The organism is Ruegeria sp. H8, from assembly GCF_056532905.1.
On the sequence record NZ_JBQFNY010000006.1, the window covers coordinates 162,710 to 183,301 of the forward strand.

Below are 20,592 nucleotides of genomic sequence, written 5' to 3' on the forward strand. Positions count from 1 at the left end.
CGCAACCGTCAGGGCCGGGCCGCGTCAAGCGTGGGTCAACGCGGGAACAAAATTCAACATCTTGCAAATGCCTGCCGTTGGGCGTCGGAGACAGGCACCGGGCACGCTTAATCGCGCCGATCATTTCGATGACATGGCCGTCGTCGATGCGACATGGGTCAAACAAGAGCCCGAGCGGGATCGTTCCTGATCTTGTTGGCCCAATCTCAAGCCTCTGTTGCCCGATGAAGTACTCTGCCACGGGTCAAACCATTCACTTTTTCGATGATGGCATCGGCATCAATGCAGTGGTGGCGATAGAGATCACCGATCGTTCCTGTCTGGCCAAAATGTTCGACCCCCATCGGAATGGTCTGATGACCGCGCACAGCGCCCAACCACGACAATGTTGCAGGATTCCCGTCAATCACGGTGACCAGATTGCAATGCGCCGGCAGGCCAGACATCAGGGTTTCGATGTGGGATAGTGCGGCGGGGTTGCCGCGCGACCGCGCGCGTTGTGCAGCCGTCCAACCGGCATTCAGCCGATCCGCGGACGTCACGGCCAAAACACCGATATCGCGGCGGCCCTCGCCGATCATACCGGCGGCCTTGATTGCCTCGGGCGCGACAGCACCTTGATAGGCGATTACAACTTCGCAATTGGGCCCCGGTTTTCGCAACCAATAAGCCCCGTCAATGGCACCCTGCCGAAACTCGTCATCCACGCGTTTGCCCGGCTGCTCAATCGGGTTGGTCGTCAGACGCAGATAGACGGAACCGCCGGTTTCATCGCGCAGCCATGTGCGCTCGTCCGGTTGTCCTTCACCGTCGCGTTGCAGATAGTCGAAGGCCCATTCCATGATCACCGCCAGTTCATCAGCAAAGGCGGGTTCAAATGCAGCCAGCCCGTCCTGGCTCATGCCGATCAGGGGGGTACCAACGGATTGATGCGCTCCGCCTTCGGGTGCGAGTGTGACGCCTGACGGCGTACCAACGAGAATAAAGCGTGCATCCTGATAGCAGGCATAGTTCAGCGCATCGAGGCCGCGACTGACAAAGGGGTCATAGACGGTGCCGACCGGGATCAACCGTTTGCCAAACAGGGAATGCGACAGACCTGCCGCACCCAGAAGCAGCATCAGGTTCATTTCGGCGATTCCAAGCTCGATATGCTGCCCTTCCGGCGTGAATTCCCATTTCGCCGTCGAAGGGATCCGATGTTCTATGAAGGCATCGGCTTGCGTGGATCGGGCAAACAGCTTGCGCCTGTTCACCCAAGGACCAAGGTTCGTCGTGCCGGTGACATCCGGAGAGGTTGTCACGATGCGTTCGGCCAACGGGCCATCACCTTTTGACAGATCGTCAAGGATCTTGCCAAACGCCATCTGGGTCGAGATTTCGCGGCTGGTGTCGACCTCGATCCGTGGCACGTCCAGCTTGTCATCGAAATAGCGGCGCGGACCCTTGGCAAAGAACGGTGCCTTGGCCAGAAAATTCTTGAATGCGGCTGGGTCCTGCACTGTCGCAAGCGGCTCCCATTCCTCGCCTTCTGGCACGCCCATATGCGACTGCCACGCGGCGAACTGGCTGTTGTTCATCAGCCCGCCGTGATTGTCCTTGTGGCCTGCGATGGGGGTGCCCCACCCTTTGACGGTGTAGGCCAGGAAACAGGTCGGGCGATCATGATCGATGGCGGCAAATGTCCGGGCCATGGTCTCGACGCAATTGCCGCCAAGGTTTTCCATCAGGGCAGCCAGCTCTGCATCCGTCCGCCGTTCGATCAGAGCGGTCACGTCCCCCTGATCCCCCAGATCGTCCATCAGGCGCTGCCGCCAGACTGCGCCACCCATGAAGGTCAAAGCCGAATAATCCTGATTGGGGCATGCATCGATCCAGTCGCGCAGGCGATCGCCGCCCGGTTCTTCAAAGGCCGCGCGTTGCAGAACCCCATATTTCACGCGCACGACATCCCAACCGAACGCATCGAAGATCTTTTCAATCCGTTCGAATAGCCCTTCGCGGACGATGCCATCCAGGGATTGCCGGTTGTAATCAATAATCCACCACGTATTGCGCAGGTCGTTCTTCCAGCCTTCCTGCAAAGCCTCGTACACATTGCCTTCGTCCAGTTCGGCGTCGCCTACAAGGGCCACCATCCGCCCAATCGGAGCATCCGAGCCCCAGCTTTTGGCCTTGATGTAATCCTGAATGATCGAAGCAAACGAGGTGATCGCGACACCCAAACCCACAGACCCGGTGGAAAAATCAACGTCGTCGATATCCTTGGTCCGGCTGGGATAGCTTTGAACACCGCCAAAACCACGGAAATTTTCCATCTTCTCGCGCGTTTGATTGCCCATGAGATACTGCATCGCATGGAAAACCGGCGAGGCATGGGGTTTGACAGCCACCCGGTCTTCAGGGCGCAGGGCCGAAAAATAGAGCGCGGTCATGATCGATACCATCGAAGCGGACGAAGCCTGATGGCCACCGATTTTGATCCCATCCACCTTTGGTCGGACATGGTTGGCATGGTGGATCATCCAATGAGACAACCACAACAGGCGCTGTTCGACGATCTTCAGTTGGGTGGGATCGATGTGCATGTTGGTCTCCGGGTTCAGGCGGCGCTGCGAGCAGGGTAGGGCAAAGCTTGTTCTAGGTCTGCAAGGATATCTTCGACATCCTCCAGCCCGACGGACAGACGGATCAGGCCATCGCTGATCCCATGCGCGGCCCGCTCTTCCGGGGTATAGGTCGAATGCGTCATGGATGCAGGGTGCTGGATCAGCGTTTCCGCATCGCCCAGGGACACTGCGCGCTGGATCATGTTCAGGCGGTTCATGAATTCAATCCCACCAGACAGGCCGGACTTGACCTCAAACGCTATCATCGCGCCGGGTTGGGACATTTGCCGCTGCGCGACATCATGCTGGGCAAAGCTTTTCAGCCCGGGAAAACAAACCTCGCCGACGGCGGGATGGGCCTCGAGGAAATCAGCGACGACCCTGGCGGACGCGCAGTGACGATCCAGACGCAGGTTCAGTGTTTTCAGACCACGCAAGATCAGCATCGCGTTGAAAGGGGCCATGACCGCGCCGGTCATATCCTTCATCCCAACAAGGCGGATCTCAGCGATCTGTTCGGCGGTGCCGACAACCAGACCAGCGACCAGATCGCCATGCCCGCCGAGATATTTGGTGGCAGAATGCAGAACGATATCCGCCCCGTGCTCGATCGGGCGGGTCAGATAGGGGCTGGCATAGGTGTTGTCGACGACAACCGTTGCGCCGACCGAATGCGCGATCTCGGCGCTGGCGGCAATATCCACCAGGCGCATGTTCGGATTGGCCGGAGTTTCGAAATAGACAACGCGGGTTTTGTCAGAAACGGCAGCTTTCAGGTTCTCAGGGTCTGTCATGTCGACATGGGTGATCGTGACCCCCCATTTTGCCAGTCCGTGGCGCATGAAGGCGAAGGTGCAGCCATAAAGTGTTTTGTCCACGATGACTTCGTCACCTGGCGACAGCAGGGTCCAAAGCACTGCCGTGATCGCCCCCATGCCGCTGGAAAGGGCCAGTCCAGCCTCGGCCCCTTCAAGCACCGCAATGCGTTGTTCCAGAAGGTCACATGTGGGGTTCGAAATACGGCTGTAGATATGACCTGCGCGTTCACCGGCAAACATCTCTCCACCAGCCTCTGCGGTTTCAAAGGCAAACGTGGACGTCAAATGCAGCGGTGGGGTAAGGGCGCCGTCATTTTCCAAAGGGTTGTAAGCGTGGTGAATGGCGCGGGTGGCAAATCCGGTTGAACGAGTCATTGCAAGCTCCTGTTTCAAGTTGGCGCCAGTTTGCACCTTTACTTTGGGCTTTTGCTTGCAAATAGTACCAATGCTGCGATCCATATTGGCAGATTCTGCCAAGTTTTAGGTTGAAATGGACGATAAAGACAGACAGATCATTCGGGCGCTGCAAAAGGACGGGCGCATGACGAACCAGGACCTTGCCGACGAGGTGAACCTGTCTCCGTCGCCCTGTCTGCGCCGGGTCAAGAACCTCGAAGCGCGCGGGATCATAAAGGGTTACAGCGCAGATGTGGACGCCGCCGCATACGGCATAGGCATTACCGTTTTTGTGCGGATCCGATTGGAGCGGCACAATGAAACGGACGTTCAGAATTTCGAAAAACGCGTTCGGATGATCGACGAAGTTCTTGAATGCCACGTGCTGACCGGGGCGATGGACTATCAGTTGCGGGTGTTGGTATCGGATCTCGAGGCATATGAAGAGTTCATTCGAAACAGAATTCACCCGATCGGTGGGATTGCTTCGATCGACACCAGCTTTGTTTATGGAACGGTAAAGAAGACCGCCGTTTTTCCACCCTGATGGAACGCGCCCGGCCAATCTGCAAACTCAGGTTGAGCTGCACGTTTGACGGGCGCTGGGATGAGGAGTCACAGCCAACAGATGTCGATGGCGACGCGGGCGTGAGGACCTTTGAGCCTCGGTCGCACAGGGTTGCGACGTGCCACCAGCCGTTGATCCCGTCGATCATGATCTTGACGCGATTGCGCCGCTTGGCGTGCCTTGCAGGCAACCAGCACTGTTTGCATCCCTGAATTCTGGCACGCATCCCGAAGATCAGACATGTTCACCGCTCGTTTTTTTCGAACCGTGAACACGCTGACCTGCCAAGTTCAATGGGTTCCGGGCCTAGTAGGCGACCATCGTCAAAAGCTCATATTCCGCAACCATTTCATCATCCTGCTGGGTCAGAGTGACATGCCAGCGGACTTCGCCGTATTCCTCGTTCCGTTTGGTCTTGGCCTTGACCGTCAACCGCACCTTGATGGTATCACCCGCCTCGACGGGCTTCATGAATCGCAACCCGTCAAGACCCGTGTTTGCCAGAACCGGGCCTTCGTTCGGTTCAACAAACAATCCGGCTGCAAATGACAAAAGCAGATACCCATGGGCCACACGGCCCGGGAAGAACGGGTTCCGTTCCGCCGCTGCCTGATCCATATGCGCATAGAACGTATCGCCGGTGAAATTGGCAAAGTGTTCGATGTCTTCCATCGTGATTGTACGGGGCGCCGTGTGGAGGGTCTCGCCAATCGCCAGCTCGTGGAACCGGCGCGTGAACGGATGGGCTGGCCCTTCGACCTCGTTCGCGCCGGGAACCCATTTGTTCCCGATCGCGGTCAGCAGATCGGGCGATCCCTGAATGGCTGTCCTCTGCATGTAATGCTTCACGCCACGCACACCGCCCATCTCCTCGCCGCCACCAGCGCGTCCGGGGCCGCCGTGAACCATATGCGGCAGAGGAGAGCCGTGGCCGGTGGATTCCTTCATCGAGTCGCGATTGTTGAAATACAGCCGCCCGTGATAGGCCCCGGCCCCCAGGGCAACGTGCCGCGCCACATCCGCGTCACGGGTTATGACCGACGCCACCAGCGACCCCTGCCCGCGATTTGCCAGTTCGATCGCATGGTCAAGATCGCGATACCCCATCACCGTGCTGACCGGGCCAAAAGCCTCGGTGTCATGGACGCGTCGGGCCGCATCCGGATTGGCACAGTGGTACAACATCGGCGGCAAGAACGCGCCTTTCTCGGCATCTGCTCCATCAACCTCAAAATCGTCAGGGTTGCCGAAAACGCGCTCGGCTTCCTGCCCGATGATTGCCGCCTTTTCCAGAACATCACGTTTCTGACCGTTCGAGACCAGCGCGCCCATGCGTGTGGTTTCCAGCCGTGGGTCGCCGATAACCGTTTTTGCCAACCGCGCGGACAGGGCTTCGATCACCGCCTGCACCTGAGGCTCTGGGGCAATGATCCGGCGGATCGCCGTACATTTCTGCCCGGCCTTCGTGGTCATCTCGCGCTGGACTTCTTTGACGAAAAGATCGAATTCCGGCGTTCCAGGCTCGGCATCAGGGCCCAGGATCGAGCAGTTCAGACTATCCTGCTCGGCCACGAAACGAACTGAATTCTCCAGAATCACCGGGTTGGAACGCAGTTTCGACGCCGTTTCCGCAGATCCGGTGAAACTGACCACGTCCTGCATGGTCAGACGGTCCAGCATATCGCCCAGACCACCCGAAACCAGCTGCAACGCGCCTGCAGGCAAAATGCCGGAATCCAGCATCAGCCGGACGCATAGTTCGGTGACGTAGCACGAGTTCGTTGCTGGCTTTACGATGGCCGGAACGCCTGCCAGAAGGGTTGGAGCCAGCTTTTCCAGCATCCCCCAGACAGGAAAGTTGAACGCGTTGATGTGAACTGCCACCCCGTGCAACGGGGTACAGATGTGCTGCCCCAGGAAGGTGCCATTGCGCGACAACTGCTCGACCTCACCGTCCAGATAGACATGTCCGTCCGGCATCTCGCGCCGACCTTTCGAAGCGAAGACGAACATCGTGCCGATACCACCGTCTATGTCGATCAAGTGGTCGGACTGGGTCGCACCTGTGCTGAAAGACAGGTCATACATTGCCTGTTTGTGCTGACCCAAATGAACGGACAACGCCTTGAGCATCTTGGCCCGCTGGTGGAACGTCATCTGCCGCAGCGCCGGCCCGCCGACATTGCGCGCATAGTCCAGCATCCCCTGCACATCCAACGCGCTATTGCCGGCCGTGGCGATCACCTCGCCGGTGACCGCGCTTGTAATATTGCGGGCACCCGCACCGGGCGAAACCCATTCACCGGCCGCGAAGCTGGAAATCTGTTGGATTGTCATGAGCGTCTCCTCATTTGTTGTGTGAACTTCGCGCGGCCATATGCCCGTCTCACGAAATCATAATATAAACCGATCGGTCGGTCAATAAATTGGCGAATTGGCAACCCAAACCGAACATCTCAGACTTGAGCTGGCAGTCGCGCGAAACCCCGAAACCGGATGCGGCCGCCCCGTTCGGCGCCGTCAGTGATGCGATAGGTCGGGAATCGCGCAAGAAACCGTCCGACGGCCACGCGACCCTCCATACGCGCCAGGGTCAGGCCGACGCAGGTATGGGGACCTCCGGCAAACGCGTGATGCTTGTTGGGACGCCGATCCAATACAACCTCATCAGGTCGTTCAAACTGCCGCGGATCGCGATTGGCCGCGCCGATACACAGATGAACGTCCGTACCTGCCGGAATGGTCTGACCGTGGAACGTTACGTCTTCGGTGGTCAGACGATTGCCAAACTGATTTGGGCTTTCCAGCCGCAGAAACTCGTCCATTGCCGTGTTGATCAGATCCGGATTGGCCAGAAGCTCGGCCCGTTTGTCGCGGTGCCGTTCCAACAGTTCCAATGCGTTGCCGATCAGGTTGGTGGTGGTCTCGTGCCCTGCATTCAGAATGAAGATACAGTTCTGGTACAGCTCGACCTCGGTCAAGCCACCATCGGTGTCATCCTGCATCAAACGTGTCAGGACATCCGTCGCAGGATCTCCGGGGTTGGCCCGGCGATCTTCTATGACATGCCGAAGATAGTCCTTGAAATCAGATACCGACCGGTTGCCCCACTCTTCCTGCTCGGGCGTCAATTGGGGTTCCAAAGCGCCCAGAATAGCCAAAGACCAATCCCGCAAAGGGCCACGTTCCGATCTGGGAATGCCAAGCAGGTTGCCGATGATCTCGATCGGGATGGCACCGGCGAAATCCTCGATCAACTCTACCGAGCCCTTGGCCTGCATCTCGTCCAACAGCCCATCGACAAGTTGAATCAGGCCCGGTTCCATCTGCGCCAGCGCCCGTGGGTTCATCGCACCGACCATGACCTTGCGGACGCGGGTATGCAGAGGCGGATCATTGAACACAAGGCTGGTGGTATGGTGTTCGTACAGCGGGCTGTCGACACCGTATTTGGGGCCGAAAACCGCCTTTTTATCCGATATGAAACGCTCGGTATCCCGGTACACCAGATCCAGGTCGTCATACCGCGACAGGACCACCGAACCATCGGGCTGCCAGCAGACGGGCGTGTCTTCGCGCAACGCGGCGTAGGTTGGATAGGGATCCGCATGAAACCCGTCCGGAAGCGCAGTCAGAGAAAACATCAGTGACCCATCGCTCCCATTTGTTCGGGAAGGACCAGAACCAGCCAAGGCACCAGAACGATCAGAGCCAGACGGAAGATGTCTGCCACCCAGAACGGTGTGACCCCTTTGAAGATTGTTCCGGTCGATACGTCCCCGACCACGCCTTTGAGAATGAACACGTTCAGACCCACGGGCGGCGTGATCAAACTGATCTCGGTCACGACGACGACAACGATGCCGAACCAGATCGGATCATATCCCAATGACGTGACCAGTGGGAAAAAGATCGGAACCGTCAGCAACAGCATCGACAGCGATTCAAAGACGCATCCCAGAATGATGTAGATCCCGAGGATCATCAGGATCACGACGAAGGGCTCCACCTCATATGCGGTGACGAGGGCGATCAACGCTTCGGGCAGACCGGCCAGGTTGATGAAATTCGAGAAGATCTGCGCGCCGATCAGAACCGAGAACAGCGCTGCGGCGGTGAAGCTGGTTTCCTTCAGCACTTCAAAGGTCGACCCAAGGGTCAGCCCGCCGCGCGACAATGCGATCAGGAATGCCCCCATCGCGCCCATACCGGCGGCTTCGGTCGGGCTGAAGGTCAGGTTCAGGGGGTAGAAATCGAACGCTCCGTACAAGCCGCCTATCACCAGGAAGAACAGCAGCAACACCGCCCAGACCGAGCGCAGGGCCGACAGGCGTTCGCCCCAGCCGTGGCGTTCACCGGCCGGGCCGGCCTCGGGCCTGCGCCAAACAGTCCAGCGCACCGCGAACAGATAGAAGAGGATACCAAGTACACCGGGGATGATGCCAGCAACGAAGAGTTTGCCGATCGATGTTTCGGTCAGCAGGCCGTAGATCACCAAAATGACCGACGGTGGGATCAGGATACCCAGCGTGCCCCCCGCTGCAATCGACGCGGTCGACAACTCATCCGAGTAGCGGTACCGGCGCATCTCGGGCATCGCGACTTTGGACATGGTCGCTGCCGTTGCCAGCGAGGAACCGCAAATGGCCGAAAAGCCGCCGCAGGCGGCAACCGTCGCCATGGCGATACCACCTCGGAAGTGGCCCAGGAAGGCGTTTGAGACCGCGTATAATTCGCGCGCGAGCCCGCCCTTGTTTACGAACAGACCCATGAGGATGAACAGTGGCACGACCGAAAGGCCATAGTCCTGTGCCGTATCCGTAATCTGGCGACCCACCATCGACATGGCGGCCTTCAGCCCGCGCTCGGACAGGATGCTGCCACCGCGTTCATATGCGAACCCAAGCGTCCCCACGAGGCCCATCGCAAACACGATGGGCAAACGTACCAACACAAGAACCAGGACAAGGGCGAAACCGATCAGTGCGGCAGTCATCAGGCGTGCTCCGACAAGGTTTGGGGGGCAAAAATGTGCAAAAGACCGGTGATGACCATCGCAACGGCCGTTATTGCAGTGAAGGCGGCGATGAACCAGCCGACATAGAAGACGGGGATCGACAGGTATTCGGTGACATCCCCGTAATCCCGCGCACGTTCAGCCAGAACCCAAACGCGCTGAATCGGCCAGATCAGCATGATGCCGGACACCAGATAGACTATCGCATCGCGCGCCCTGCTCAGCCGCAGGCGGGAAAAAATTCCATCGGTCAGGTCAACGGCGATTTGCCCCTTCCCGGCCGAAATCATCGGCAAAACCGAGAACACAAGGATCGCCATCAGAATCCGCGTCAGTTCGGTTGCCGCCTCGATCGGAGCATTGAAGACTGAGCGCAGGATGACGTCAAAAAAGGTCATCACCATCAGGATGAACAGCGCCACACAGGCCAGCACCGTCGGAATGATACTGACGCGACGCGCGAAGGTCACGATAGATTGCATGATTGGCCCCCAACGGGTGAAGATGGCTGGCGGGTCAACCCCGCCAGCCCGGCTGCGTTACTGGGCAGCCATTTCGTTAACGATCATGTCATAAGCGGCTTGCGCATCAACACCGGTGCCATTGACCTCTTCGATGACCTTGGCGCGCACATCGGCAGCGATCGCATTGAACTTTTCCAGATCTTCAGCAGAGGCTGCATTGATCGCGTTGCCCTCGGTCTGTTCGGTCGCTTCACGGCCGATCGCGTCGATCTCATCCCAGATTTTACCGATTTCGCGGCTCAGCGGTTCGCCGAAGACCTGTTCTTCCAAAGCGGCCTGCACATCGGCGGGAAGATCCGCAAAAGTGTCTTCGTTCATGATGAACGCAAATGACCCGCGATACAGGCCACCCGGAACTTCATATACGTTTTGCGCCACTTCGGTCAGCTTGAAACCCTTGCGGGATTCAAATGGCATGACCACACCATCAGCAGCTTTCGACGCGAGTGTCTCGTATACTTTCGGCGCAGGAACCTGAATTCCGGTTGCGCCCAGCGCCGCGCCGACATCTCCGCCAACGCCGCCCGGGATACGCACCTTGAGGCCCGATACCTCGTTGAGGTTGGTCACCGGGCTGCTGGAATGAAGCTGTGCCGGGCCGTGGGTGTGCAGGGCGATCACTTTCACACCGCGATGTTCGTCCGCCGCCTTGAGATACTTGTCGTATGTACGCCAATACGCGACCGAGGCCGCTTCGGCCGAGCCCTCATATCCGGGCAGCTCGATCATCTTGGTGGTGACGAAACGACCGGGCTGGTATCCGTGGAAGATGATCGACGCATCCGCCGCGCCATCCATGATAAGGTCCATCTGCGCCGGCGGCGGGGCAATTCCCAGCTTCAGTTCAGCTGTGACTTTGCCATCGGTGGCTTCTTCGACCATTTCCACGAATTTCGGCCACATCTTCGCGTTGATGCCGTGGGTCGGCGGTGCCCAGCTGGAAATCGTCAGCGTATAATCCGCCGCCAGCGCCACTGTGCCCGAAACGGCCAGTGCGGCCGAGGCCAAAAGGGTGCTCAACTTGGTGAACTTCATGGTTTTGTCTCCTCCCTGTGAAACATGACTCGAGAATGCGTTAATGGTCACTTTTGTAACCATCAACATGTTAATTGTTTTCCAATTGGCCCGCGAGGCGCCATGAACCTGGACTTTCTTTCGCTACGGTTAGCATATTTGGGGCGCACCGGCTGATGCCGATTTCGTTGCAATAGTTCATCGGTCCTCCTCTCCAGCGGGGAAAGCCGTATCCATGGATTTGAACCATATCGACAGCTTCGGCGTTTTCCGCGATCCCCTCTTCAATGATCAAAGCGCCCTCGTTGGCCAAGACCGCCAGCAACCGAGAACAGATTTCCTCGTCCGAAAAATCCCTGCGGGTGATGCCTTGCTGGTCGGAATAGGCTTCGATCAATGCCTCAACTTCGGGGTCCCGAACTGGATCGCGACTGCCCTCTTCGTAGCGGTACCACCCTTTGCCGACACGCTGGCCGAAACGCTCGCGCTGACAAAGCTGGTCCGCGATGGTGACATAACGTTCGTTCGGGTCGCGGTTGGCGGCATTGCGTTTGCGGTTCGCCCAGGCAATTTGAAGACCGGTCAGATCCTGAAGCTCGTAAGGCCCCATGGGCATCCCGAACGCCCGCATTGCACGGTCCACCTGATAAGGAAGCGCCCCATCTGCCAGCAGATAATCGGCTGCGCGCCGATAAGCGGCCAACATGCGGTTGCCAATGAACCCATCGCAGATACCCGACAGCACCGAAACCTTGCGAAGCTTCTTCCCAAGCGCGACCGCGGTTGCGACCACTTCAGCAGAGGTTTGCGGAGCTACCACGACCTCGAGCAGTTTCATGACATGGGCCGGGCTGAAGAAATGCAGCCCGATGCATCGGGCCTGATTGCCCACGCCGGCGAAAATCTCGCGCGGGTCCAGATAGGACGTATTGGTGGCCAAAATCGCATCGCTGCTCATATGTCTGGCCAGCTCGTCAAATACCTGCTGCTTGACGGACAGGTCCTCAAAGACGGCCTCGATCGCCAGTTCGGCATCCGCAGCGTCTGCATAACTGTTCACCGCACGAAACGCAGCAAGGCGATCCCGAAGCTGCGCCTCGGACATCTTGCCTCTCTTGACCGCGCCTTGCAGCAGACCCTCGACCCGATTGTGCGCTGCGGCCGCAGCGTCAGCGTCTCGCTCGATCAACGTCACGGACAGCCCGCCGTTCAGGGCCGCAGTTGCGATCCCTGCCCCCATCAACCCACCTCCGACAACGGCGATCCGTGTTATGTCACGGGCGGCCACGTCTTTGATCAACGAAGGTTTGGACACGGCACGTTCAGCAAAAAATGCATAGCGCAAAGCGCGGCTTTCCGGGCTTTGGCGCAACTCCAGATGGCGCGCGCGCTCTTTCGGTTGTGCGGTGGCAAATGGCTCGACCGACCAACCAAGCGCCGTCAGGTTTTCCAACGGCGATTTCTGACCCTTGGCGCGTTTTTTCAAAGCCTCGCGGCTCGCCTCCAACAGATCCGGCGCAAACTCCGCCACAGCACGCTGGCTGACGGGTATTGGGCGTTCGGGCAGGTCGGCAACCAATTCCAGGACAGCCGCCCTGGGGTCTTCGGCGACGCGGTCGACGCCGCCAAGCTCGGCCAGTGTCTCTGCCTTGAGAATTTTGCCCGAACAGGCCATGTCAATTGCAGCCTGCATCCCGACCAGACGCGGCAATCGTTGTGTACCCCCTGCCCCGGGGATCAAGCCCACATTGACTTCCGGCAGACCAAAACCCGTTCCCGGCGCTGCGATCCGCCACGCACAGGCCATGGCGATTTCGAACCCGCCACCCAGCACGTTGCCATGCATGCAGGCAATGAACGGAACCTCGCTGTCTTCGATTTTCTGAACCACGTCGGGCAAGTGCGGCTCGACCGGCGGCGCATCGAACTCGGACATGTCGCCGCCTGCGACAAAGGTTTTTCCAGCACAACACAGCACCGCCACACGCGCGCCCTTGACCGCATCAACCGCGTCAGACAGCCCTTGCCGAACACCTGTCGACGTCGCGTTTACCGGCGGGTTGTCAATGGTGACCCACGCCACGTCGCCCTTAAATTCAACGCTCACCAGCGACGACTGCGACATTTGCAATCCCTTTGATCGGTTCAGATTCGGTTCGGGTTTATATATTGACCAACCGTTCGGTTAATGCAATGATTAAGTTGAAACGAGACCAGATGAGACAGTCATGAGCGATACGATTCTTGTACAAGACAACGGGAACTGGGCCGAAATCACCCTGAACCGCCCGGACAAGCTGAACTCGTTCAATGAAGAAATGCACCTGGCGCTTCAGGATGCGCTGAAAGCCGCGCGCGACGGCGGGGCCCGCGCGATATTGCTGACCGGTGCCGGACGAGGCTTTTGTGCCGGTCAGGACCTCGGCGATCGCGACCCGTCGAAAATGGATGGCCCGCCGGATCTAAGCAAAACGGTACGCAGGTTCTATGCCCCTCTTGTCCGGTTGATCCGGTCGATGAATATCCCGGTGATCTGCGCCGTGAACGGAGTGGCCGCCGGGGCGGGTGCAAATCTGGCGCTGGCCTGTGATATGGTTCTGGCCGCGGAAAGTGCGAAATTCATTCAGAGCTTTTCCAAGGTGGGCCTGATTCCCGACACGGGCGGCAGTTGGCACTTGCCGCGCCTGTTGGGCGAGGCGCGCGCCAAGGGGCTGGCCCTGACAGCCCAACCCCTTCCGGCCAAGCAAGCCGAAGATTGGGGGCTGATCTGGAAGGCGGTGGCCGATGATCAATTGATGACCGAAGCGCGCGCACTTGCCGCGCAATTGGCAAACGGCCCCACCCTCGGGCTCGGGCTGACAAAACAGTGCATTCAAACGGCTGCCACCACGTCGCTCTCGGATCAGCTCGAGATCGAAGCAGACGCAATGAAGACCTGCGGGGAAAGCGCGGATTACGCCGAGGGCGTATCCAGTTTTCTTGAAAAGCGGGCACCGAATTTCCAGGGACGCTGATGATGACACCCAAAGAACGTGCCACGAAATCCGCTGAAGCGATGTGGGCGAATGACCAAGCCAGCAAATGGTTCGGGATGGATCTGGTCGAAGTCGACGAAGGCCGTGCAGTTCTGACCCTGACAGTCGGGGACCATCACTGCAACGGGCACGGCATTTGCCACGGGGGCGTCACTCATGCCCTGGCCGACAGCGCCTTTGCCTTCGCCTGCAACAGCCGCAACGTGGCAACCGTCGGCCAGCATACGATGATGAGCTACCTCGCGCCCGGAAAAAAAGGGGACCATCTGACCGCAATCGCGTCAGAGGTTGCCGTCACCGGCCGCAGTGGCATCTATGACGTGCGCGTCACCAACCAAGACAACACCCTGATCGCCGAGTTTCGCGGAATGTCCCGCGCGGTCGGCGGGCAGAATTTTCAGGAATAGCTTCGCGACTGGAGGAGTGACGCGATGGAAGACCTTTCCCCAAACAAAGCGGATCTGGACCCGATCGAGATCGCCTCGATCGACGAAATCCGCGCGACGCAGCTTGAGCGCCTCAAATGGTCCGTTCGCCACGCCTATGAGAACATTCCGATGTACAAGCAACGGTTTGACGAATCCGGTGTGCATCCCGACGATCTTCAGCAGCTTTCGGATCTGGCGAAGTTTCCGTTCACGTACAAGAATGATCTGCGTGACAACTATCCGTTCGGTCTGTTCGCCGTTCCACGCAGCCAGATCATTCGCCTGCACGCCTCGTCCGGTACGACGGGCAAGCCGACGGTGGTGGGCTACACGAAAAACGACATCGACAATTGGGCGGATCTGGGCGCAAGGTCCCTGCGCGCATCGGGGTTGCGCAAAGGTGACATGGTGCACAATGCCTATGGTTACGGGTTGTTCACCGGCGGTCTTGGTGCACATTACGGGATCGAGCGGCTTGGCGCGACCGTCGTCCCCATGTCCGGCGGGCAAACCGAAAAGCAAGTCAACCTGATCAACGATTTCCAGCCCGACGGGATCATGGTTACGCCTTCCTATATGCTCAATATCCTTGAACAGTTCCACAAGGCCGGGCTCGACCCGCGTGAAAGCTCGCTGAAGGTTGGCGTGTTCGGTGCCGAGCCCTGGACAGACGCCATGCGCGCCGAAGTCGAGGATGCGTTTGATATGCATGCGGTCGACATCTATGGCCTGTCCGAAATCATGGGGCCCGGGGTGGCCAATGAATGCGTGGAAACCAAGGATGGCCCGGTGATCTGGGAAGATCACTTCCTGCCTGAAATCATTGATCCCGCGACCGGAGAGGTCCTGCCCGATGGCGAAACTGGCGAGTTGGTGTTCACGACCCTGACCAAGGAAGGTTTGCCGATGATCCGCTATCGCACGCGCGATCTGACCTGCCTGCTGCCGGGGACAGCACGATCCATGCGCCGGATGGCCAAGATCACCGGTCGCAGCGACGACATGATGATCCTGCGCGGCGTCAACGTCTTTCCCAGCCAGATCGAAGAACAGGTCATGGCGACGGGGGGCCTGGCCCCTTATTATCAGATCGAGTTGTACAAATCCGGCCGCATGGACGCCATGCGGGTTTATGTTGAATCTTCTCCGGATTCCACCGACGAACTGTCCAAGACGGCCGCGGCACGGATGCTGACCAAGCGGATCAAGGACGTCGTTGGCGTCTCAACGGAAATTGTTGTAGGTGACCCCGGCGACGTCGAACGCTCTCAGGGCAAGGCGAAGCGCGTCGTCGACAATCGCGATAAGGAATAAGCCGTGGCCCGTACAATCGCCAAAGATCACGACCAGAAGCGGAAGCAAATCCTGAAAACGGCCGCCAAAGTGTTCGCCGACCAAGGCTTTGATCGCGCCTCGATGACCCTGTTGGCAAAAGAGTGCGGGATTTCCAAGGCAAACATCTACCACTATTACGACAGCAAGGATGCCATCTTGTATGACATCCTTGAAACCTACCTGCGCGAGCTTCGCGACCGTATATGCAATGTGGATCTGAACGGTCTTACGTCTGAACAGAAGCTGCGGAAGGCGGTGCGCGAAATCCTGTTTGCCTACCAAGGCGCAGATGATGAACACCGGGTGCAGATCAGCGGCATGAGCGCCTTGACCGAGGAACAGCAGAAACTTCTGCGCGGGTATCAGCTGGAATTGGTGAATTTTGTGCGCGACATCCTGAAAGAGCTGGCGCCGACAGCCTTCAACGATGACAAGGACAAGCTGCGCGGCACCACGATGTCAGTTTTTGGGATGCTGAACTGGTATTACATGTGGAACAGCGGAGCAGGGCCCAAGGCCCGCGAAGACTATGCCGATCTGGTCAGCACTCTGACCGTCCATGGTATCCAGAAGCTCTAACTGAGGCCTTTTGGGCAAAACCGGTCCAAATTCAACACAGGGGTGCCTGCCTTTGACCCGTTGCCACAGTGGCAGGTTCAGGGCCGCAACGTGTTTTCCTCATCCTGACCAGTCAATGCGGAACTCTTCCCGAAACGCAAAACGCGCCAGATGAGCCTCGATGACCTGTTGCCATCGGGCCAGATCACCGCGCGCCCGGGTGGCGGCGGTTACGGTCAGGCTGGTGTCGTCTGCCGAAAGGGCGACGCGGTTCCCGTCCGGAAAGCTTACGCTGCCTTGCGTTTCATCGAATGTTACCTGAGCCTTGTGCGACCAGTGTTTGCAAAGTTGTTGCAGGTATTTCGACGCCGCGCCTGTCTGCGCGATTCCCAAAACCACCTGATCGGGCAGCTGGCTGAGCCCATCAGCGGCAGCGGCCCGGATTGCCTTGGCGAACAAAGTCACATCGATGTCCGTGGCCACGAATGTTGCCCCCAGATCCAGGCATTTTCGCTGCATGACCGGGTCCAGCGACAATATCCCTGCCGGCTTGCCTGCCGCAACGATGCGCCGGATCGCATCAAGAACGGCCTCGATCACGTCCGGGTGCCCGGCATCGCCGATATGGCCCATATCTGCGGCCAGATCCGACGGGCCGACGAACACCCCATCGACGTCGGTCGCCAGGATGTCGTCCAGCGCCTCCAGCCCAAGCCTGTTTTCGACCTGCACCAAAAGACAGATCTGCTCGTCCGCCGTTTTCAGATAATCCGGGATAGCCGCAAAACGCGAGGCCCGCGCCAAAGCGGAACCTACGCCCCGAACGCCACGGGGTGGATACTGCACGGCCCGCACCAGTTCGCGCGCCTGATCGCCGCTTTCGACCATCGGCACCAGAATGTTCTGCACACCGGCATCAAGATATTGCTTGATCATCCAGGTCTCGCCAATCGGCAGGCGTGCGACAGGGGTACTGCCAGATCCTTCAATCACCCTCACCTGCTCGAGGATCGAGCGCAGATCGTTTGGCGCATGCTCACCGTCGACCAGCAGCCAGTCAAACTGCGCGGTTGCGGCGATCTCGGCGGTGTAGGCATTGGCCAAGCCGATCCAACACCCGATCAAAGGGGTTCCAGACGTCAGCGCGGCCTTGAACGAATTGATTGGCGCAGGCATTGGCGCTCCTTTCAGGCGAAATTGATATCGACTGAGCCGAACGGTCCGAAATCCGCGTGGATTTCTGTTCCCGGGGGGCATTCGACCGGGCGGATAAAGCTGCCGGACAGAACGACCTGGCCCGGCGCGATGCTCTGACCGTATTGCGCCATGCGACGCGCCAGCCACACGACGCTTTCGACCGGATCGTTCAGCACCCCCGCGCCCAGACCGGTTTCTTCGATCTCGCCATTGCGGAAGGTCAGCGCGCCAACCCATCGCAGATCAAAGGCATCCACCCTGTGGCGATCGTTGCCCAAAACGATACCGGCATTGGCGGCATTGTCACTGATCGTGTCAAAAACCGTGCGGGCCTTGCCGGTTTCGGGATCCACCCGTTGAATCCGCGTATCCAGAATTTCGATGGACGGCGCGACGTAATCCGTCGCCGCGATGATATCTGCGCGGGACACGTTTTCCCCGCCTATGGCCGATTTCATGACAAAGGCAATTTCGGCCTCGATCCGGGGCTGGATGAAACGCCCGGCCGGAACGGTGGCGCCCTGTGCAAAAACCATGTCGTCAAACAGAATTCCACTGTCAGGAATGTCGATGTTCAACGCGTATTGCATGGCTTTCGAAGTCAGGCCGATCTTCCACCCGATCACCTTGCGCCCTTCGGACAGTTTCTGGCGACAGATGGCGTTCTGCACCTCGTAAGCGTCATCCATGCCCATCTCGGGATGGCGCAGGGTCAGCAATCCGATCTGTTCGCGAGAACTTTCAGCCTGCAACAGATCCGCAGCGGCGCGCGCGTGATCTTCGGGCGTCATGCTTGCTCGTCCTCGATGGTATTGCGCAGGGTCCCGATACCTTCGACGGAAACTTCGACCACGTCGCCCGGCACCAGGTACTTTGGCGGATCGAACCGCGCGCCCGCCCCGGTCGGTGTACCGGTCACAATGATATCGCCGGGCTGAAGCGTCATGAAAGTCGAGATGTATTCAATCTCGCGCCGGATCGGAAACATCATGCGGTTCAGCGTATCATCCTGCCGCAGCTCGCCATTCACACGGGTTTGAAGACGCGCCTCATCCAACTGGGCCGCATCCGTGAAGGGAACCAGCCACGGGCCGATGGCCCCAGAGCGGTCCCAGTTCTTGCCTTGGGTGACATTGAACTTGGCGTGCCGAACCCAGTCGCGAATGGTTCCTTCATTGCACAGCGTCAGCGCGGCGATGTGATCATACGCGTCCTGCTGCGGAATGCGGCGGCCAGCCTTGCCAATCACGATGGCCACTTCGCCTTCGTAATCCAGCGTGTGGTTTTCCGGCGGGCGGATCAGAGGCCGGTCATGGCCGGTAAAGCCACTGGCGAAACGCGGAAACAGGGACATGTATTTGGGCTGCGCGCTGCCATCTTTGTATTCTGCGTTCCGGTCGGGAAAGTTCACTCCGACGCAAAGGATACGTCGCGCATCCGGCATCACCATGTCATAGGCGAAATCGGGATGGGTGACAGGTTTGCCCCCGGCCGCCTCTCCCAGTTGATCGAACGCTCCGGCCGCGATCACCTCATAAAGGCTGTCGTGTTCCGGGAATTCCTGGTTCAAGGCAATGGCACCACCGTCGGTGATTGCCCCGAAGAAACGTTCTTCGCCCGAAACGAAAGTGGCAAACTTCATTTCATGGCCTCCCACACGTCCCGGATCACGTCCGCCGCCATCAACACGTCGTCGCGGGTGGTATCGAACTGTCCGACCTGAAAGCGGATGATTTTGCGGCCGTCGAACATGCCCTGGGTCAGGTAAATCCGGCCGTCGTCATTCAGCGCGTCCACCAGACGCTGCTGCTGAGCATCGTCCCCCGGGCAGCGAAAGGAAAACAGGCTGAGGATCGGGCCGGTTGTGATCTCGAACCCCTCGATCGCACCAATCTTTTCCGCCAGTTCGCCGGCCCATGCCACATGGTTGCGGATGCGTTCGCGCAATCCCTCCAACCCATATGACCGCAACAGGAACCAGATTTTCAACGCCCGGAACCTGCGGCCCAGCGGGATGGTCCACTCCGAGTAATTCGTCACCTCGGCTCCGGTCGTCTTGAGGTATTCCGGTTCGATTTTCAGCGTATCGAGCTGCGGCGTGGCGTCCCTCAGGAACTGGATCGCACAATCGAATTGCGCACCCATCCACTTATGCGGGTTGAAGACGATGCTGTCATAGCGGTCGGCGCCCTGCCACAGAGCCCTGCGGAATTCGGGGCAGATCATGGCCGAACCCGCCCAGGCGGCGTCGAGATGGGTGTAGAGGTCGTATTTTTGGGCAATATCAGCCACGGCCATCAGATCATCGCAAGCCCCCACACCTGTGCCACCGGTAATTGCAACGATCCCGGCCGGGATATGTCCGGCGGCGACGTCATTCTGAATGGCGGCCTCAAGCGCCGAGGGAACAATCCCGAAATTCGACCCCTGCGTGGGCAACTTGACCAGATTGTCCTGACCGATCCCGGCAACCCAGCATGCCCGGTCAATCGACGAATGCACCTGATCGGAACAATAGATCCGCAACGCCCCCTTGGCGTTCAGGCCTTCCCGGTTGCCGGTAAAGCCGGTGGCCCGTTCCCGCATGGTCAGTACCGCCGACAAGGTGGCCGAAGAGGCGCTGTCCTGTATGACGCCGGTCATACCCTCGGGCAATCCAAGGGCCTGCCGCAGCCAGTCGACCATGACGCCCTCGACCTCGGTCGCGGCAGGCGAGGTCTGCCACAACATGCATTGGGCCGCGATGGTCGTCACCAGCATCTCGGCCAACATGGACGGGGGTGCAGCGTTGGCCGGGAAATACGCAAAAAAGCGCGGATGCTGCCAATGGGTAATGCCCGGCATCACGATCCGTTCGAAATCGGCCATGATGGCGTCCATCGGCTCGCCAGTCTCGGGTGGCGTTGCAACAAGCTGTGCCGCGATTTCCCCCGGCGCGGTCTGCGCCCGCACGGGACGTTCAGCAAGTGTCCTGTGATAATCCGCCGCCCATTTCGAGATGTGCTGACCCCAATACGAAAACGTGTCCCAGTTCATCTACTGACTTTCCTTTGTGACGGGATCACCGCCAAACCCTTTTGTTTCGTTGCGTGC

General features: G+C 58.9%; 17 protein-coding genes. 5 read left to right on the forward strand and 12 right to left on the reverse strand.

What is annotated here, in order from left to right; genetic code table 11:
- Nucleotides 1–206: 206 nt before the first annotated feature.
- Nucleotides 207–2,588, reverse strand: coding sequence for a 1-deoxy-D-xylulose-5-phosphate synthase N-terminal domain-containing protein (locus ACR0A2_RS15250; protein ID WP_480835881.1), 2,382 nt, complete (start codon nucleotides 2,586–2,588; stop codon nucleotides 207–209).
- A gap of 14 nt (nucleotides 2,589–2,602) precedes the next feature.
- Nucleotides 2,603–3,802: a methionine gamma-lyase gene (locus tag ACR0A2_RS15255; RefSeq protein ID WP_480835883.1), complete on the reverse strand. Its 1,200-nt coding sequence runs from the start codon at nucleotides 3,800–3,802 to the stop codon at nucleotides 2,603–2,605.
- Nucleotides 3,803–3,917: 115 nt separating this feature from the next.
- Between ACR0A2_RS15255 and ACR0A2_RS15260 the strand changes: the two genes are divergently transcribed.
- Nucleotides 3,918–4,370, forward strand: a complete 453-nt coding sequence (locus tag ACR0A2_RS15260; protein ID WP_171233299.1) for an Lrp/AsnC family transcriptional regulator — start codon at nucleotides 3,918–3,920, stop codon at nucleotides 4,368–4,370.
- Between the two features lie 327 nt (nucleotides 4,371–4,697).
- On the opposite strand, the gene paaZ is transcribed toward ACR0A2_RS15260, so the two are convergent.
- From paaZ to ACR0A2_RS15290, 6 genes are all read right to left on the reverse strand, one after another.
- A complete protein-coding gene (gene paaZ, locus ACR0A2_RS15265) occupies nucleotides 4,698–6,728 on the reverse strand; it encodes a phenylacetic acid degradation bifunctional protein PaaZ (protein ID WP_480835885.1) in 2,031 nt (676 codons plus the stop codon).
- Between the two features lie 119 nt (nucleotides 6,729–6,847).
- A complete protein-coding gene (locus ACR0A2_RS15270) occupies nucleotides 6,848–8,035 on the reverse strand; it encodes a cytochrome P450 (RefSeq protein ID WP_480835886.1) in 1,188 nt (395 codons plus the stop codon).
- Complete coding sequence (locus tag ACR0A2_RS15275) at nucleotides 8,035–9,387, reverse strand: TRAP transporter large permease (RefSeq protein WP_171118134.1); 1,353 nt, start codon at nucleotides 9,385–9,387, stop codon at nucleotides 8,035–8,037. The genes ACR0A2_RS15270 and ACR0A2_RS15275 overlap by 1 nt, the downstream gene beginning before the upstream one ends.
- Nucleotides 9,387–9,890 (reverse strand): TRAP transporter small permease, encoded by a 504-nt coding sequence (locus ACR0A2_RS15280; protein ID WP_152460571.1) that lies wholly within the window; start codon nucleotides 9,888–9,890, stop codon nucleotides 9,387–9,389. Before ACR0A2_RS15280 ends, ACR0A2_RS15275 begins: the two co-directional genes overlap by 1 nt.
- 57 nt (nucleotides 9,891–9,947) lie before the next feature.
- On the reverse strand, nucleotides 9,948–10,967 hold the full coding sequence (locus ACR0A2_RS15285; RefSeq protein ID WP_480835888.1) for a TRAP transporter substrate-binding protein: 1,020 nt from the start codon (nucleotides 10,965–10,967) through the stop codon (nucleotides 9,948–9,950).
- A 70-nt stretch (nucleotides 10,968–11,037) separates the two neighbouring features.
- Nucleotides 11,038–13,053 (reverse strand): FAD-dependent oxidoreductase, encoded by a 2,016-nt coding sequence (locus ACR0A2_RS15290; protein ID WP_480835890.1) that lies wholly within the window; start codon nucleotides 13,051–13,053, stop codon nucleotides 11,038–11,040.
- A gap of 121 nt (nucleotides 13,054–13,174) precedes the next feature.
- Between ACR0A2_RS15290 and paaG the strand changes: the two genes are divergently transcribed.
- The 4 genes from paaG to ACR0A2_RS15310 are packed head-to-tail and all read left to right on the forward strand — an operon-like array spanning nucleotide 13,175 to nucleotide 16,323.
- The gene (gene paaG / locus ACR0A2_RS15295) at nucleotides 13,175–13,960 is read left to right on the forward strand and encodes a 2-(1,2-epoxy-1,2-dihydrophenyl)acetyl-CoA isomerase PaaG (RefSeq protein WP_152460574.1); all 786 of its coding nucleotides are present in this window, start codon (nucleotides 13,175–13,177) and stop codon (nucleotides 13,958–13,960) included.
- Between the two features lie 2 nt (nucleotides 13,961–13,962).
- Nucleotides 13,963–14,388: a hydroxyphenylacetyl-CoA thioesterase PaaI gene (gene paaI, locus ACR0A2_RS15300; protein ID WP_171170296.1), complete on the forward strand. Its 426-nt coding sequence runs from the start codon at nucleotides 13,963–13,965 to the stop codon at nucleotides 14,386–14,388.
- A 24-nt stretch (nucleotides 14,389–14,412) separates the two neighbouring features.
- On the forward strand, nucleotides 14,413–15,723 hold the full coding sequence (gene paaK / locus ACR0A2_RS15305) for a phenylacetate--CoA ligase PaaK (protein ID WP_480835892.1): 1,311 nt from the start codon (nucleotides 14,413–14,415) through the stop codon (nucleotides 15,721–15,723).
- 3 nt (nucleotides 15,724–15,726) lie between these two features.
- A complete protein-coding gene (locus ACR0A2_RS15310; protein WP_171205859.1) occupies nucleotides 15,727–16,323 on the forward strand; it encodes a TetR/AcrR family transcriptional regulator in 597 nt (198 codons plus the stop codon).
- Nucleotides 16,324–16,422: 99 nt separating this feature from the next.
- On the opposite strand, the gene ACR0A2_RS15315 is transcribed toward ACR0A2_RS15310, so the two are convergent.
- From ACR0A2_RS15315 to ACR0A2_RS15330, 4 genes are read right to left on the reverse strand one after another with little or no spacing between them, the layout of a single operon-like run.
- On the reverse strand, nucleotides 16,423–17,478 hold the full coding sequence (locus tag ACR0A2_RS15315) for an aldolase/citrate lyase family protein (protein WP_480835893.1): 1,056 nt from the start codon (nucleotides 17,476–17,478) through the stop codon (nucleotides 16,423–16,425).
- 11 nt (nucleotides 17,479–17,489) lie between these two features.
- A complete protein-coding gene (gene hpaH, locus ACR0A2_RS15320) occupies nucleotides 17,490–18,290 on the reverse strand; it encodes a 2-oxo-hept-4-ene-1,7-dioate hydratase (protein ID WP_480835895.1) in 801 nt (266 codons plus the stop codon).
- Nucleotides 18,287–19,141 carry a fumarylacetoacetate hydrolase family protein gene (locus ACR0A2_RS15325; RefSeq protein WP_480835896.1) on the reverse strand — a complete coding sequence of 285 codons (855 nt, stop codon included), beginning with the start codon at nucleotides 19,139–19,141 and terminating at the stop codon, nucleotides 18,287–18,289. Before ACR0A2_RS15325 ends, hpaH begins: the two co-directional genes overlap by 4 nt.
- Entirely contained in the window at nucleotides 19,138–20,535 is a 1,398-nt protein-coding gene (locus ACR0A2_RS15330) for a pyridoxal phosphate-dependent decarboxylase family protein (RefSeq protein ID WP_480835897.1), read from the reverse strand. The genes ACR0A2_RS15325 and ACR0A2_RS15330 overlap by 4 nt, the downstream gene beginning before the upstream one ends.
- Nucleotides 20,536–20,592: the final 57 nt, after the last annotated feature.